This is a genomic window from Paraburkholderia sp. A1RI_3L, from assembly GCF_048957895.1.
Taxonomy (GTDB): domain Bacteria; phylum Pseudomonadota; class Gammaproteobacteria; order Burkholderiales; family Burkholderiaceae; genus Paraburkholderia; species Paraburkholderia kururiensis.
Map to the genome: position 1 here is coordinate 168,678 of NZ_JARCHA010000005.1, position 13,708 is coordinate 182,385.

The following is a 13,708-nucleotide window of genomic DNA, read 5'->3' on the forward strand; positions in this document are numbered from 1 at the left end:
CGGGTACGGGCGCGACCGGCGTATTCGAACCAGACACTATTCGTCGCCGCCCGCGTCGCTCATGAAAGCGCGCATGAACACCAGCGCGCCCCAGCCCCACATCGCATTGGCCGCGAAGCCCATGGCAAGGCGCGGCAGCATGTTGCCGCTCGGCCAGATGCCGCGAATGGGATCGACCACGAAGACGGCGGCGGCCGTGAGCACGATGCCGCCGAACATGAATGCCGGCACCCAGGGCGCGGGGCGGGCGGGCGACACGCGCAAAAGCCAGGCCATCAGCACGGCCCACACGGCGCTCCAGATGGCATTGGCAAGAAAGTCGGGCAGCCCGAGCGGCACGAAGGGCGCCGTGGAAAAGCCTGTGGCGTCGATCAGTCCCGCTGCGTGCAACAGTGCGAGCGTCGACTCGTGAAAGAACAGCGAAGCCAGAAAGCCGGACATGAACGGCAGAATGAATTTTTGCATGCGCGAGCTGCCTGAAAGGGTGCGGCGCGCCTTGGACGCTACAGGCGCGAACCCGAATGTGCGCCATTATATCGGCGCACTGCTTTTGCCCTGTGCGCCCGGATACGCCGCTTCGTAGCCGCGGAACGTTCCGCGCGCCGCAGGGCTCGCAATATGCCGCGTTGTATGCCCGGGCATCAGGCTAATCACGAAAGCGGAAAACCTAAGCTCAAAAAAATCGTTCAAAAGGAGAGACCGCGTCCATAGACTGCTTTCCCATGCAGGCGGCAACGCCGCCACCGGCAAGCCGCCGTTCCACGGCGCTTGTGCACGTTTTTCGGGGAAGCTGTCGCGATGACCTTGCTGTTGCCGATCCTGCCTGCCTCGTCCCCTTCGTTTCGAACAAGCAGGAGCAACGCATGAATGTGTTCTGGTTCATTCCCACGCACGGCGACACGCGCTATCTGGGCACCTCCGAAGGCGCACGCGCCGCGGACCTGCCGTACTTCCAGCAGATTGCGGCGGCCGCCGACACGCTCGGCTACGAAGGCGTGCTGCTGCCCACGGGACGCTCGTGCGAAGACGCGTGGGTCGTTGCATCGAGCCTCATTGCCGCAACGAAGCGGCTCAAGTTTCTCGTGGCGATTCGCCCCGGCATTTCGTCGCCGGGGCTCGCCGCACGCATGGCCGCGACCTTCGACCGTCTCTCGAACGGGCGTCTCATCATCAACGTGGTGACGGGCGGCGATGCGGTGGAACTGGAAGGCGACGGTGTGTTCGTCGATCACGACACGCGCTACGAAATCACCGACGAGTTTCTGCACATCTGGCGCGGGCTGCTCGAAGCCTCGCATCGTGGCGAGTCCATCGACTTCATCGGCACGCATCTGCGCTCGAAGGGCGGCAAGCTGCTGTATCCGCCGGTGCAGCAGCCGCATCCGCAACTGTGGTTCGGCGGTTCGTCGCCGGCCGCGCACGAGATGGCCGGCGCGCACATCGATACCTACCTCACGTGGGGCGAGCCGCCTGAGGCCGTCGCGAAAAAGATCGCGGACATTCGCGCGCGCGCCGCGGCACACGGGCGCGAGATTCGCTTCGGCATCCGGCTGCATGTGATCGTGCGCGAGACCGAAGACGAAGCGTGGGCCGCCGCAGACCGTCTCATCAGCCGTCTCGACGACGAGACCGTGGCGCGTGCGCAGGCCGCGTTCGCGAAGATGGATTCGGAAGGGCAGCGGCGCATGGCGGCGCTGCATGGCGGCAAGCGCGGCAGCCGCGAGGATCTTGAGATCTATCCGAACCTGTGGGTGGGCGTCGGGCTCGTGCGCGGCGGCGCGGGAACGGCACTGGTCGGGAGTCCGGAGCAAGTGGCTGCGCGCATGCGCGAGTACGCGGACCTCGGTATCGAGACGTTCATCCTCTCCGGTTATCCGCATCTCGAAGAGTCGTATCGCTTCGCGGAGCTCGTCTTTCCGCTCTTGCCGGGGCGCGCGCGTGCGAAGACGGGCGGCCCGCTGTCGGGACCGTTCGGCGAGGTGGTGGGCAACCACTATCCGCCGCGCGCGAGCCAGAGTTGAGCCGCGCGGCTGAGTTGGCTCGCCTGCCGGGCGCATTGCACGAAGCAAGGAGGACGTTCACATGACGCAGTCCGCAGTCACAAGTGGGCCGCCGCGCCACCATCGAGCCGCTGGCGGCATTCAGTCCGGGTACGCTGTGCGGGCAGCGCTCACGAAGGCCGGCGCGCATCTCGCGCCGTGGATCGTGCCATTCGCCGTGCTGCTGGCGTGGGAGTTGGCGGCGCGCAGCGGCGTGCTTTCCACGCGCGTGCTGCCGGAGCCGCTCGCGGTAGTGAAGGCGGCGTGGTCGCTCATTCAGTCGGGCGAAATGTGGGCCGACGTCAAGGTGAGCACGTGGCGCGCGCTGTCGGGCTTCGCCATCGGCGGCGGCATTGGCCTCGCGCTCGGTCTCGCGACAGGGCTCTTCAAGCCCGTGGAAGTCGCGCTCGACTCCACCGTGCAGATGATCCGCAACATTCCCGCGCTCGCAATGATTCCACTCGTGATCCTCTGGTTCGGCATCGAGGAAGAGGCGAAGGTGTTTCTGGTTGCGCTCGGGGTGTTCTTCCCCGTGTACGTGAACACGTTTCATGGCATCCGGTCGGTGGACGCGAATCTCGTGGAGATGGCGCGCAGCTACGGCGTGAAGGGTTTCGCGCTGTACCGCGACGTGATCCTGCCGGGCGCGCTGCCGTCGATCCTCGTGGGTGTGCGCTTCGCGTTCGGGCTCATGTGGGTCACGCTGATCGTGGCGGAAACGATTTCGGCGCAATCGGGCATCGGGTATATGACGATGAACGCACGCGAGTTTCTGCAAACCGATGTGGTGGTGGTCGGCATCCTGCTTTATGCCGGGCTCGGCAAGCTGGCGGATCTGCTCGCGAAGGGCATCGAACGCGTGGCGCTGCGCTGGCATCCGGCTTACCAGGGAGGCAGCAAGACATGAACGCCACGACATTCGCGGCGAACTTCGGCGGCATTACGGGCAGCGATCTGGAAGCGGAGTTGGCGCAGCCGCGCGAGCAGGATGGCGAGGTATCGCGTGCTGTGGCGTTAGAGCGCGAGGGCTTGCGTGCGCAGAGGCAGCATCAGGATGGCGCTCGTGAGACGTTACAGCGAAGCTGGGTTGCGCGCGACAGCGTGGCTACGCCCGGCGTAGCGACGCCCGACGCCCCCGCCGACTACTCCGTCGAACTGCGCGGTGTGATGAAGCGCTACGGCGAGCGCACCGTGCTCGACAGCTTCGATCTTTCCGTCGAGCGCGGCAGCTTCGTGGCGATCGTCGGTCGCAGCGGCTGCGGGAAATCGACATTGCTGCGGCTCGTAGCGGAACTCGAAACGCCGCAGGGCGGCTCGCTCGTGAAGCGCGCGGCGCACGGCGCGCCGCTCGACACGCGGATCATGTTCCAGGATGCGCGCCTTCTGCCCTGGAAAACCGTGCTGCAGAACGTGATGCTGGGTCTGCCGCGCGGTGCTCGCGAGAATGCGCGCGCAGTGCTGGCGGAGGTAGGGCTGCTTGCGCGTGCCGACGACTGGCCCGCGCAACTCTCGGGCGGCCAGCGTCAGCGTGTGGCGCTTGCGCGTGCGCTCGTGCATCGGCCGAGTCTGCTGTTGCTCGACGAACCGCTCGGCGCGCTCGACGCGCTCACCCGCATCGAGATGCACGCACTGATCGAACGGCTGTGGCGCGAGCACCGTTTCACGGCGCTGCTCGTCACGCACGACGTACACGAAGCCGTTGCGCTGGGCGACCGGATTCTGCTGGTCGAAGACGGCCGTATCGCGCTCGATCAGCCGGTGTCGCTCGAACGACCGCGCGTGCGAGCCTCGGCGCGTTTCGCGGAGCTCGAAGATTACGTGCTGCAGCGTGTGCTGAAGACGCAACCGGGCGATTCGGAGCCAACAGGGCCGCACAGTGCATTCGGCTTGCGGGCGAGTGTGCGGCCTCATGAAGTGCGGTGGGCTGTCTGAAACCGGAATACGAAGTCTGAATAGTCAGGATGCCGAATATCGGCACGGCACACACCCTCTCTCCACGGAGCCATCCCACATGAGCATTTCCGCCATCAACGTGCGCAACCAGTTCAGGGGCAAGATTCGCGAGATCATTCGCGGGCCGGTTGTCTCCGAAGTCGACGTCGATACGCCCTTCGGCATCGTGACGTCCGTCATCACGACGCGCTCCGTCGACGAACTCGACCTGAAGGTGGGCGCCGAAGTGGTGGCGCTCGTCAAGTCCACCGAGGTTTCTCTCGCGCGCCTCTGAGCGCCAGCTCCGCCGCTACTTTGGGGTTCCGCCGCTCGCGGGCGGCTCGCGCGCCATACCCTCGTTGACCGGTTTGCGCGGACGCTTGACCGGCATGTTGTCGGGGTTATCGGCGTTCACGGCGTCGGAGGCCGCCTGCGGCGGCTTCACCATCGACGCCGGGCGACCGACGGCTGGCGGGTGCACCGGCGCTTGGGGTGTCGCCTGGGCATGTGCCGTTGCCGGCAGGGTCCCGATCATCGCTATCGCTGCGACGGCGAGCACCCGTCGTTCTCCTGAAAGCGCTTTCCTGTCCATCTCGCGTGCCTCCGTTTCGGCATCGGACGCTTCGCGCGCATTCTGCGGTCGAACCGGCCGTTTGAATCGGCGAGGCGTCCGTTCTTCCGGCATGCCGCACGTAGCGTGCCGCTGCCTTCGCGCGTTTGTGGGCGTTGGCACGTCTCCCCTTGTCGCCTGGTGCTTGCACGAATTAAAGGTTCCAGGTCGCGTGCCGTAAATTCGCGGACGGGTCAATAAAGGGCAAAACCGGAGCGATCCGGCGACGCAAAGCTAGAGGGACTTCCATTCCTGGAAGTCAGCCAGTTGCCCGCCGGCTGCCGTCGGCGGCGGGCCGAACGATGGGCGCGTTCCGGCAACCGCTGGAGCCGCCGTTATCAGGAGGCACGACATGAATGCATCTTTGGGACGCCGCGCAACCAGCAGGGCCACGGCAGCCAACTGGCTCTGGACAGCGGTGATGGCTGCCGCTGCGCTGGCGGCGCCCGTTGCGGCACGCGCCGAAGCGCTCCTCGTGCCCGCGTACTTCGCTACGTACGGCTCCGGTCTCACCGGCTGGCACACGCTGGCCACCACCGCTCGCACGGTACCGACCACCGTGATCCTCAATCCCGACAGCGGGCCAGGAAAGTCGGTGGACACCGGTTACACGACGGCGATTGCCAACGTGCACGCGGCGGGCGGCAAGGTGATCGGCTACGTGTCCACCGTGTACGGCAAACGGTCGCTCTCGGCGGTCGTGAAGGACATCAATGCCTACGTGTCGTTCTACAAGCTGGACGGCTTCTTCATCGACGAGATGACGGCCGACAGCGTGATGTCGCACATTCAGTACTACCAGTCGGTCTACAACTACATCAAGGGCCTCTCGGCTGCGTACGCCGTGACCGGCAACCCGGGCACCAACGTGCCGGAAATCTACGCGAGCCTGCCTGTGGCCGATCAACTCGTCGTATTCGAAGACAGCGCGAAGCGGTATGTCCGATACACACCGCAGGCGTGGCAGACCGGCTATCCGAAGGCGCGGTTCGCGCACATCGTGTACGCCGTCAATGCCGGGCAGGTCGCGGCGTTTACCGCGCAGGCGTCGGCACGGGGCGCGGGCTCGGTCTATCTGACCTCGAAGACGCTGCCAGATCCGTACAACGGGTTGCCCAGGTACTGGAGCGAGGAAACCCAGGACGCGCTCGCGGTCCATTGAATTTGTACAGAGCGGTCGAACACCAGGCGTCGTCGCCGCTCTATACGCCGCCACACGTCGTGGGAAGTGCTAGCATGAATTTCGGCACCACGACGGAGACGGCCATGTCGAAGTCACTGAGTCTCGAAGCGATCGAAGCCCTGCGGCAGTTGAACGATACAGCCAGCGAGCAGGCGCCGCCTGTGCTGTCCCCGGATCTGACCCAGGAGCTGGTGGGCGCCGGCCTTGCGACAGGCGCCGGCGCCGATCGCGTCCACATCACCTGCGACGGCCGCAAGTACCTGGCCGGCGACTGCGACTGACGGTCGTTCGTCATCAAGGCGTGTATGCGGTGCGCCTCACGGCGTGTTCGCACGTCGTGCGGGCGATTTCGTGCCTGCGCGGCGAGTAGGGAAGGCCAGCCCTGCGCCACGCCGCGCCTTCGTCACGAAGGAGGCGAACATGGAGCCCAAGGGCATCGACATGGGCGACTACGCGGAGCGCTACCGGAATCACGACATCGAGGTAGCGGTCGAGCAGGTCATGACAGGCGTAAAAGCCCATTTTCGCGTGCTGAAAGACGGCGCCGTCGCGCTCGACTGGCGGCTCGTACACATCGACCGGCTGTGGCCGACCGAACGCGCGGCCGCCGAGGCCGGGCTCGAGGCGGCGCGCACCGTGATCGACCGGGAACTCGTTAAGGATTGAGAGGCGGGCGCGGGGTGTACGGAAAGAAAGGGATTGCGCGCTTGCGATAACGTCAGGAAGGGAAAAGGGCTGCCGCGCGATCTGCGCGAGCAGCCCTTTTCGTGTGTCCGCGGATCGGGCGCTTATGGCGCCCGGTTCGCGGGTAGCTCGATCAAGATGGGGACGCTTTGAGCGGTGGCCCGACGGCGATTAGTGCGCGCCGAAGTAGACCGACTGCGGACCGCGTTCCAGCGAGCGGGCGCTACCGGCTTGCGACGAAGTGCTCGATACGCCGCCGTAGGCGGTTTCGTTCGAGCGGGCTTGCGCGGCTTCCGCTGCCAGCGTCTGGCTGTTCTGGCCTTGCTGCGAAGCCGGCGCGCCGACGGCCGGGCTGTAGTACGGCGCGGGGCCGTAACCGCTGGCGAAAGCCGGAGCGGCGATGGAGGCGGAGGCTGCAACGAGCAGGGCGGCGAGGGTCTTGGTCTTCATGGTGTCAACTCCAATGAGGTTCAACTGCATTTCGGAATGACGCGGCGCCGAGGGTGGTGCGGTAGTGCCCGTGAGCTACGTCAGTGATGCTCAGTGTAAACACCTACTATTGGAAAATAATCACGATAATCCGAATTTACTGTTCTAGACCGGGAAACAATGCTGGAGACCAATGCCAGCATGCGTTTCCGGTGATTCAACCCCAAAAACTGCATTTTTCGACGCAGGCAGATTACATACTGGGAGAGGGGTTTTGCAGTGCGGCAATCCGTGTCGAGCGCCGTTGTGCGGCGAAAGTGACAGATCTTGGCGCCGGGAAGCCGCCTGCGCGGCTTGCGGTAGAATTACGGGCTGATTAGTGTCGTGCGGTCCGGTTTGCAGCCGGGTTGTGCGGCCCGCCGGTTTACCCGCTGTTCATCTGCTTTTTCCATGTCTCTTTCCCGTTCCCCCAGTCCTCGCCGCGTCAGCGTGGCGCCGATGATGGATTGGACCGATCGCCATTGCCGCGCCTTCCACCGTTTCGTGTCGCGCCACACGTGGCTCTATACCGAGATGGTGACGACGGGCGCACTGATCCATGGCGACGTTGCTCGCCATCTGGCCTTTACGCCCGAGGAGGCGCCCGTCGCGTTGCAACTGGGCGGCAGCGAACCGGACGACCTCGCGCGCGCGGCGCGGCTTGGCGAGCAGTGGGGCTACGACGAGATCAACCTCAACTGCGGCTGCCCGTCCGAGCGGGTGCAGCGCGGCGCGTTCGGCGCGTGCCTGATGAACGAGCCGCAGCTCGTGGCGGACTGCGTGAAGGCGATGCGCGACGTAGTGTCGGTGCCCGTCACGGTGAAGCATCGGATCGGCGTGGACGCCATCGAGGAATATGGCTTCGTACGCGATTTCGTGGGCACGGTGGCTGAGGCCGGCTGCAACGTTTTCATCGTGCACGCGCGCAACGCGATCCTTAAAGGATTGAGCCCAAAGGAGAATCGCGAGATTCCGCCGCTGAAGTACGAGTACGCGTACCAGTTGAAGCGCGACTTCCCGCAACTCGAGATCGTCATCAACGGTGGGATCAAGACGCTCGACGAAGTGGCGATGCACCTGGAGCACGTAGACGGCGTGATGCTCGGGCGCGAGGCGTATCACAACCCGTATGTGCTCGCGGACGTCGATGCGCGTTTCTACGGCTCGACTGCCGCAGCGCCGAGCCGCGCGGAGGTGGAGGCGAGGCTCGTCGAGTACTGTGCAACCGAACTCGCGCGCGGTACCTATCTCGGCGCGATGACGCGCCACGCGCTTGGCTTGTACCGCGGCGTGGCAGGCGCACGAGGCTGGCGTCGTGTGCTGTCGGACAGCCGCAAGCTTGCTGCCCGTGATCTCGCGATCTTCGACGAGGCGCGACAGCATCTGCGAGAAGACGCCGAAATGTTTGAATAAGGGCTAGGCAAATGCAGAAGGTGTTTGTATAATCTCGCTTCTTCATCGGCGAGCCATTCAAGGCAAGCCAAAAGTTGTAGCAGTGGTGGCTGTAGCTCAGTTGGTAGAGTCCAGGATTGTGATTCCTGTTGTCGTGGGTTCGAGTCCCATCAGCCACCCCAAAACACCGCCAAGGCTTTCACGCCTGCCCTCGTAAGTCCCCGTCCAGCAGCACCCACATCAGCCGGTCACCGAATAGCCGTAGCCACCCAAACATGTGCGGCGGCGTACTCCGTCGAGGCGTACCGTACGACGTTCCAGCCGGTGCGCCGCAAGATTTCGCGGAAGTAGGTTTCCTGGAATCCAAGCTCCAGCCACCCGTGTTGCCGGATTGCCCAGAGCGATTCGCCATCGAGGCGAACGCCCCATGGCATCGGTAGCCTGTCTTCAATAGGCTCCCCGACGAAATACACGCGCCCCTCGGGTCGGACGATTCGATGGAGCGCGCGCAGAAGCCGCGGATGATCCGCGCAATGGTGGAAGCACTCGAAGAAGACGACGGCGTCGAAGCGCTCCGCGGCAGTTTCCGCCCACATGAAGTCGGCGTTGATCGTTCGGACCGGAAGGTCCATCTGCGTCGCGCGTCGCCGGATCAGGTCCGTGAAACCTTTCTCGATGTCGACTGCTGTCACCTCGTATCCGGACTGCGCGAGAGCGAGCGCCATGTTGCCCCATCCCGCGCCGAACTCGACGATGCGAGCGGGCGCGCTGACATGAAGACGCCGGATAAGCGAGCCGATCGCCAGATACTGGCCGCCAATGACTTCGGGCGCGCCGGTGCTGTAGGGAAATGGCTTGTCGAGCTGGGCGATATCGTGCGGGTATGCCTCGTTCTGCAACCGATACGGCTTGCCCGCGATGCCCTCGTAAAGGGCCATCTGCTGGTTTGCGTACTCCTTGCCGAACGGGTCGAGATCGGTTCCGGTGGGCGCCATCCTGAAGGTCGTAAAGGCACGGCGCATGGCGGCGTCGGAAATGGCTGCAGCAGCATGGCACTCGGCCATCTTCCGGTCGAGTTCCTCGATCGTGAAGATCATGCCCGTCTCTTCTTTTGCGACGGGCTCCGGAACGGTGACGACTTCTTCGCGATGGGCGAAACGATTCATCAGGCTCTTGAGGCGATCCTTCACGTGGCACTCCTCTCGGCTGGCGGTGCGCCAATAATAAGCCGTGATTTCGTGAATCTTTCCAGAAGTTACCTATTTATGCTGTTTGAATCGGTCGAATTTGATCCGCCCCATCCCCCACGTTTGAGTGCCTATCGAGATCAAGCTTTTTCCTGATGAGATAAACACCAGTGAGGACTTTTTTGTAGACAAAACCGAAACCCCACATAGGGTCGGCACCCCTGATCTGCATCAATTACGCAGCTCCGACGCCGCCTATATTGAATTTCAGCAAGCACAAAAAAAGCGCTGCACGGGCACACAAAAACACGCACTCGCGCACCCGCAGCCACCACACCGCAAACAGGGGAGACACCATGATCAATCGGCCATTCGCGGCGCTTGCCGCGCTGCTTGTTGCGCATACAGCGTTCACAGCCGCTCACGCGCAAACCCTGGACAAGATCGCTCGATCGAACGAGATCGTCGTTTCCTCACGCGAATCCGCAGTGCCCTTCAGCTATCTGCTCACGCCGCATAAAGCGGTCGGTTTCTCGGTGGATATCACCGAGGCGATCGTTGACGACGTTCGCCGCACGCTCAAGCGTCCGGATCTTCGTACCCGATACATTCCCGTCACCGGGCAGAACCGGATTCCGCTGCTCGTCAACGGCACCTACGACCTCGAATGCGGATCGACCACCAACACGGCGGCGCGTGGCAAAGACGTCGCTTTCTCCATCAACTTTTTCTACGCGGGAACGCGTCTGATGGCGAAGCGCGCCTCGCATATTGGTGGCTACGCCGATCTTGCGCGCAAGACGGTCGTCACGGTCGCGGGGAGTACCAACGAGAAGGTGCTGCGTCGCCAGCTCGATACGCAGCACATCGACGCCGAGGTCGTGCTTGCAAAAGATTACGGCGAAGCGCTGAAAACCGTTGCGGACGGCCGCGCGGCCGCGCTCGCGCTGGACGACGTTCTGCTTTACGGCATGCGTGCGAACACGGGCGAGCCGGATACCTGGGTGGTTGCCGGAGAAGCGTTGCAGGTGGAACCGTACGCCTGCATGGTGCGCAAGGATGATCCCGGGTTCAAACGGCTCGTTGACGGCACGCTCGCGCGCTTGATGAAAAGCGGCGAGTTCGCGCGGCTCTATACGAAGTGGTTCGAGTCCCCGATCCCGCCGCGCGGCGCCAATCTCGACATGCCGATGAGCGCAGCGCTAAAGCGCAACCTCACGGTCCGCAGCGACCAGCCGGTGCAATAGACGGTGCAATAGACGGTGCAATAGCCAGGGTGCCCGCGTCCTACCGCTTTGCGTGTCCGCTTACCTCGGCGCCCGCATGTCGCGCCAATCCGAACACGTCGTAGAGCGCGGCAAACCCCACCAGCGAAACGAGCACGAATGCGAGACTGAAGTCCGCGGGCGTGACCGACTGCGCGGGATGTCCATGCAGCCACGCAGCAACGCGCATGGCGATGGCGCCCACGGCCACGCCCATGCCCATCGTCATCTGGCTGAGCGTGCTGGCGAAGGTGGAGGCGGCGCTCATCTGCGTTTTCGGCACGTCGGCGAAACTCAGTGTGTTGATCGCCGTGAATTGCAGCGAGCGTGCAAGGCCCGAGAAAAACAGCAGCGTGACGACCCACACGTACGGCGTGGTCGGCGTCAAAAGGCTCATGGCGGCGAGCGAGAGCGCGGCGAGCGCGCCGTTCACGAGCAGCACCGAACGAAAGCCGTAGCGCCGCATCACGGGCGTGGTGACCACCTTCATCGACAGATTGCCCGCGAACACTGCAAGCGTCAGCAGTCCGGATTCGAAGGCGTTGAGCCCGAAGCCGAGCTGGAACATCAGCGGCAGCAGAAACGGCACCGTGCTGATCGAGATGCGAAAGAGCGAGCCGCCGCCCATCGCCACCGCGAAGGTGCGCACGCGCAATGCGCTCAGATCGACGACGGGATGCGGGCAGCGCCGCAAGTGGAAGAACGCCGCGACACCGGTCGCCACGCTCGCGGCAAAGAACGCGAGCGCTTCGCGCCACGGTGCATCGCTGCGGCCAATCAGCTCCATCGCGTACATGAGCGCCGTGCAGCAGACACCGGACAGTACGAAGCCGAGGCTATCGAAGGGGCGACGCTCGGTATCGTCGTCGCGACCGTCGATGAAACGCCACGCGAGCACCATGCCGATCAAACCGAGCGGCAGGTTCAGGTAAAAGATCCAGCGCCACGACGAATACGTGGTGATGAGCCCGCCCAGCGGCGGCCCGATCACGGGCGCAACGAGCCCCGGCCACGTGATGATGGAGATGGCGCGCATGAGGTCGTCCTTCGGCGTGGCGCGCAGCACCGCGAGCCGACCGACGGGCACCATCATCGCGCCGCCTATGCCTTGCACGATGCGCGCCGCCGTGAAGCTGACGAGGCCATCGGTCATGCCGCACACCACGGAGGCCGCGGTGAACACCGCAAGCGCGGCCGTGAAGACGCGGCGCACGCCGAAGCGGTCGGCGGTCCACCCGCTGATCGGAATGAACACGGCGAGCGTGAGCAGATACGAGGTGATGCCGATGGAAAGATCGACGGGATGCACGCCGAACGAGCGCGCCATCTGCGGAAGGGCGGTCGCGATGATGGTGCCGTCGAGGTTCTCCATGAAGAACGCGCCTGCGACGAGGAACACGATCAATGGCGATTCCGGTGCGCGAAGGGCGGTAGACGAGGAACCTGACATGGGTGGCAAGCGAGGAACGCAGCGCGCGAGGCTAAATGGATTGACTGTGGAAAACCGGCCTGCTTGAGACTGCTTGAGACCGCTTGAGACTGATTGAAACTGAATTGCGACGTAATCGAAAAGCGTCTGAAATCCGTTTGAAAAAACGTCGCGCGTCGCGAATGACACAGTACCGAGCGAGCGACATGCCGCGCCGGATCGCCATTGTAGCCACGCTGAAGAAATCGCGTCGCTATGGTACGTTTTGCGTTTTTGCCGCCCGCAGCCGCTGCACGGTCAATCTGCGGATCCGGCACACGGTCCACCCATAAATCAACGCACAATCAACCCACAGGACACTGCAATGGAATACCGCAAACTCGGCGATTCGGATGTAAAGGTGAGCCTGATCGGCCTCGGCACGATGACGTGGGGCCAGCAGAACACCGAAAGCGAGGCGCATGCCCAGATCGATTACGCGCTCGATCACGGCGTGACGTTGATCGATACAGCCGAAATGTATCCGGTGCCGCCGCGCGCCGAGACGCAGGGTCTTACGGAGCGCTATATCGGCACGTGGCTCGAGCAACATCCGGCCGCGCGCGAGCGCATCGTGCTTGCCACCAAGATGGCCGGTCCCGCGCGCCAGCCGCACAACCCGCGCTACATTCGCGGCGAAACCAACCAGTTCGACCGCAAGAACCTGACCGAGGCGCTGGACGGCAGCCTCGCGCGACTGAAGACCGATTACGTCGATCTCTACCAGCTGCACTGGCCGGATCGCAGCACGATGACGTTCGGGCGTGCCGCCTATCCGTGGATCGACGACGCGTACACGGTGCCCATCGAAGAAACGCTCGCCGTGCTCGCGGACTTCGTGAAGGCGGGCAAGGTGCGCCACATCGGGGTGTCGAACGAAACGCCGTGGGGCGTTGCCCAGTTTCTGCGCGCGGCCGAAAAGCTGGGGCTGCCGCGCATCGTGAGCATTCAGAACCCGTACAGCCTGCTCAACCGCACCTTCGAAGCAGGGCTTTCGGAGTTCAGTCATCGCGAGGGCGTGGGGCTGCTCGCATACTCGCCGCTCGCGTTCGGCTGGCTCTCGGGCAAATACGAAGGCGGCGCGCGGCCCGCGGGCGCGCGCATCACGCTGTTCGAGCGTTTTCAGCGCTACAGCAAGCCGCAGGCCGTGGAGGCGACGAGCCGCTACGTTGCGCTCGCGAGGCGCCACGGTCTTTCGCCGGCGCAACTGGCGCTAGCCTTCGTCAACAGCCGGCCGTTCGTGACGAGCAACCTGATCGGCGCGACGTCGCTCGATCAGTTGAAGGAAAACATTGCGAGCGCGGACGTGCGGCTCTCGCCGGAGGTGCTCGCCGAAATCGACGCGCTGCACGAAGCGCAGCCGAATCCCGCGCCGTAAGCCCGAGGGCAGGGCCGCCGGGGACGGCCAGGCCGCTGCCGGGTCGCGTGCGATAATTCGAGGCTTGCGCCCCCGGCGCCGGGCGTCGTCGCACGCCGACGG

At 64.2% G+C, this 13,708-nt stretch carries 15 protein-coding genes, 1 tRNA gene and 1 riboswitch; of the genes, 11 read left to right on the top strand and 5 right to left on the bottom strand.

Annotated elements, in window-relative coordinates; all coding sequences use genetic code 11:
* Positions 1 to 36 precede the first annotated feature (36 nt).
* The gene (locus PXJ20_RS16100) at positions 37 to 465 is read right to left on the bottom strand and encodes a hypothetical protein (RefSeq protein ID WP_017776648.1); all 429 of its coding nucleotides are present in this window, start codon (positions 463 to 465) and stop codon (positions 37 to 39) included.
* 398 nt (positions 466 to 863) lie between these two features.
* Here PXJ20_RS16100 and ssuD point away from each other — a divergent pair, with 398 nt between their 5' ends.
* The 4 genes from ssuD to PXJ20_RS16120 all read left to right on the top strand — a co-directional run bounded on the left by ssuD (position 864) and on the right by PXJ20_RS16120 (position 4,266).
* Positions 864 to 2,021, top strand: a complete 1,158-nt coding sequence (ssuD, locus tag PXJ20_RS16105) for an FMNH2-dependent alkanesulfonate monooxygenase (protein ID WP_421029381.1) — start codon at positions 864 to 866, stop codon at positions 2,019 to 2,021.
* A 61-nt stretch (positions 2,022 to 2,082) separates the two neighbouring features.
* Positions 2,083 to 2,946: an aliphatic sulfonate ABC transporter permease SsuC gene (gene ssuC / locus PXJ20_RS16110; protein WP_017776650.1), complete on the top strand. Its 864-nt coding sequence runs from the start codon at positions 2,083 to 2,085 to the stop codon at positions 2,944 to 2,946.
* Positions 2,943 to 3,971, top strand: a complete 1,029-nt coding sequence (locus PXJ20_RS16115) for an ATP-binding cassette domain-containing protein (protein WP_421029380.1) — start codon at positions 2,943 to 2,945, stop codon at positions 3,969 to 3,971. The genes ssuC and PXJ20_RS16115 overlap by 4 nt, the downstream gene beginning before the upstream one ends.
* A 79-nt stretch (positions 3,972 to 4,050) precedes the next feature.
* Entirely contained in the window at positions 4,051 to 4,266 is a 216-nt protein-coding gene (locus PXJ20_RS16120; RefSeq protein WP_017776652.1) for a TOBE domain-containing protein, read from the top strand.
* Between the two features lie 15 nt (positions 4,267 to 4,281).
* Here the strand turns inward: PXJ20_RS16120 and PXJ20_RS16125 are convergent, their stop codons facing one another.
* Complete coding sequence (locus tag PXJ20_RS16125; protein ID WP_421029379.1) at positions 4,282 to 4,563, bottom strand: hypothetical protein; 282 nt, start codon at positions 4,561 to 4,563, stop codon at positions 4,282 to 4,284.
* Between the two features lie 211 nt (positions 4,564 to 4,774).
* Positions 4,775 to 4,856, top strand: a riboswitch (cyclic di-GMP riboswitch).
* 146 nt (positions 4,857 to 5,002) lie between these two features.
* Between PXJ20_RS16125 and PXJ20_RS16130 the strand changes: the two genes are divergently transcribed.
* The 3 genes from PXJ20_RS16130 to PXJ20_RS16140 all read left to right on the top strand — a co-directional run bounded on the left by PXJ20_RS16130 (position 5,003) and on the right by PXJ20_RS16140 (position 6,430).
* Positions 5,003 to 5,743 carry a spherulation-specific family 4 protein gene (locus tag PXJ20_RS16130; protein WP_199540169.1) on the top strand — a complete coding sequence of 247 codons (741 nt, stop codon included), beginning with the start codon at positions 5,003 to 5,005 and terminating at the stop codon, positions 5,741 to 5,743.
* A gap of 104 nt (positions 5,744 to 5,847) precedes the next feature.
* On the top strand, positions 5,848 to 6,045 hold the full coding sequence (locus tag PXJ20_RS16135) for a hypothetical protein (protein WP_421029378.1): 198 nt from the start codon (positions 5,848 to 5,850) through the stop codon (positions 6,043 to 6,045).
* Between the two features lie 139 nt (positions 6,046 to 6,184).
* Entirely contained in the window at positions 6,185 to 6,430 is a 246-nt protein-coding gene (locus PXJ20_RS16140) for a DUF6566 family protein (protein ID WP_199539936.1), read from the top strand.
* 189 nt (positions 6,431 to 6,619) lie between these two features.
* Here the strand turns inward: PXJ20_RS16140 and PXJ20_RS16145 are convergent, their stop codons facing one another.
* Positions 6,620 to 6,898, bottom strand: a complete 279-nt coding sequence (locus PXJ20_RS16145) for a hypothetical protein (RefSeq protein WP_017776657.1) — start codon at positions 6,896 to 6,898, stop codon at positions 6,620 to 6,622.
* 477 nt (positions 6,899 to 7,375) lie between these two features.
* Between PXJ20_RS16145 and dusA the strand changes: the two genes are divergently transcribed.
* Positions 7,376 to 8,329 (top strand): tRNA dihydrouridine(20/20a) synthase DusA, encoded by a 954-nt coding sequence (gene dusA / locus PXJ20_RS16150; RefSeq protein ID WP_421029377.1) that lies wholly within the window; start codon positions 7,376 to 7,378, stop codon positions 8,327 to 8,329.
* A gap of 85 nt (positions 8,330 to 8,414) precedes the next feature.
* Positions 8,415 to 8,490 (top strand) — tRNA-His (locus tag PXJ20_RS16155).
* A gap of 66 nt (positions 8,491 to 8,556) precedes the next feature.
* On the opposite strand, the gene PXJ20_RS16160 is transcribed toward PXJ20_RS16155, so the two are convergent.
* Positions 8,557 to 9,498, bottom strand: coding sequence for a class I SAM-dependent methyltransferase (locus tag PXJ20_RS16160; RefSeq protein ID WP_126877384.1), 942 nt, complete (start codon positions 9,496 to 9,498; stop codon positions 8,557 to 8,559).
* 353 nt (positions 9,499 to 9,851) lie between these two features.
* Here PXJ20_RS16160 and PXJ20_RS16165 point away from each other — a divergent pair, with 353 nt between their 5' ends.
* Positions 9,852 to 10,742 (top strand): amino acid ABC transporter substrate-binding protein, encoded by an 891-nt coding sequence (locus PXJ20_RS16165; protein WP_421030920.1) that lies wholly within the window; start codon positions 9,852 to 9,854, stop codon positions 10,740 to 10,742.
* A 40-nt stretch (positions 10,743 to 10,782) separates the two neighbouring features.
* On the opposite strand, the gene PXJ20_RS16170 is transcribed toward PXJ20_RS16165, so the two are convergent.
* Positions 10,783 to 12,210, bottom strand: coding sequence for an MFS transporter (locus tag PXJ20_RS16170; protein WP_126877383.1), 1,428 nt, complete (start codon positions 12,208 to 12,210; stop codon positions 10,783 to 10,785).
* Positions 12,211 to 12,553: 343 nt separating this feature from the next.
* On the opposite strand from PXJ20_RS16170, the gene PXJ20_RS16175 reads away from it, so the two are divergent.
* Positions 12,554 to 13,606: an NADP(H)-dependent aldo-keto reductase gene (locus PXJ20_RS16175; RefSeq protein WP_421029376.1), complete on the top strand. Its 1,053-nt coding sequence runs from the start codon at positions 12,554 to 12,556 to the stop codon at positions 13,604 to 13,606.
* Positions 13,607 to 13,708: the final 102 nt, after the last annotated feature.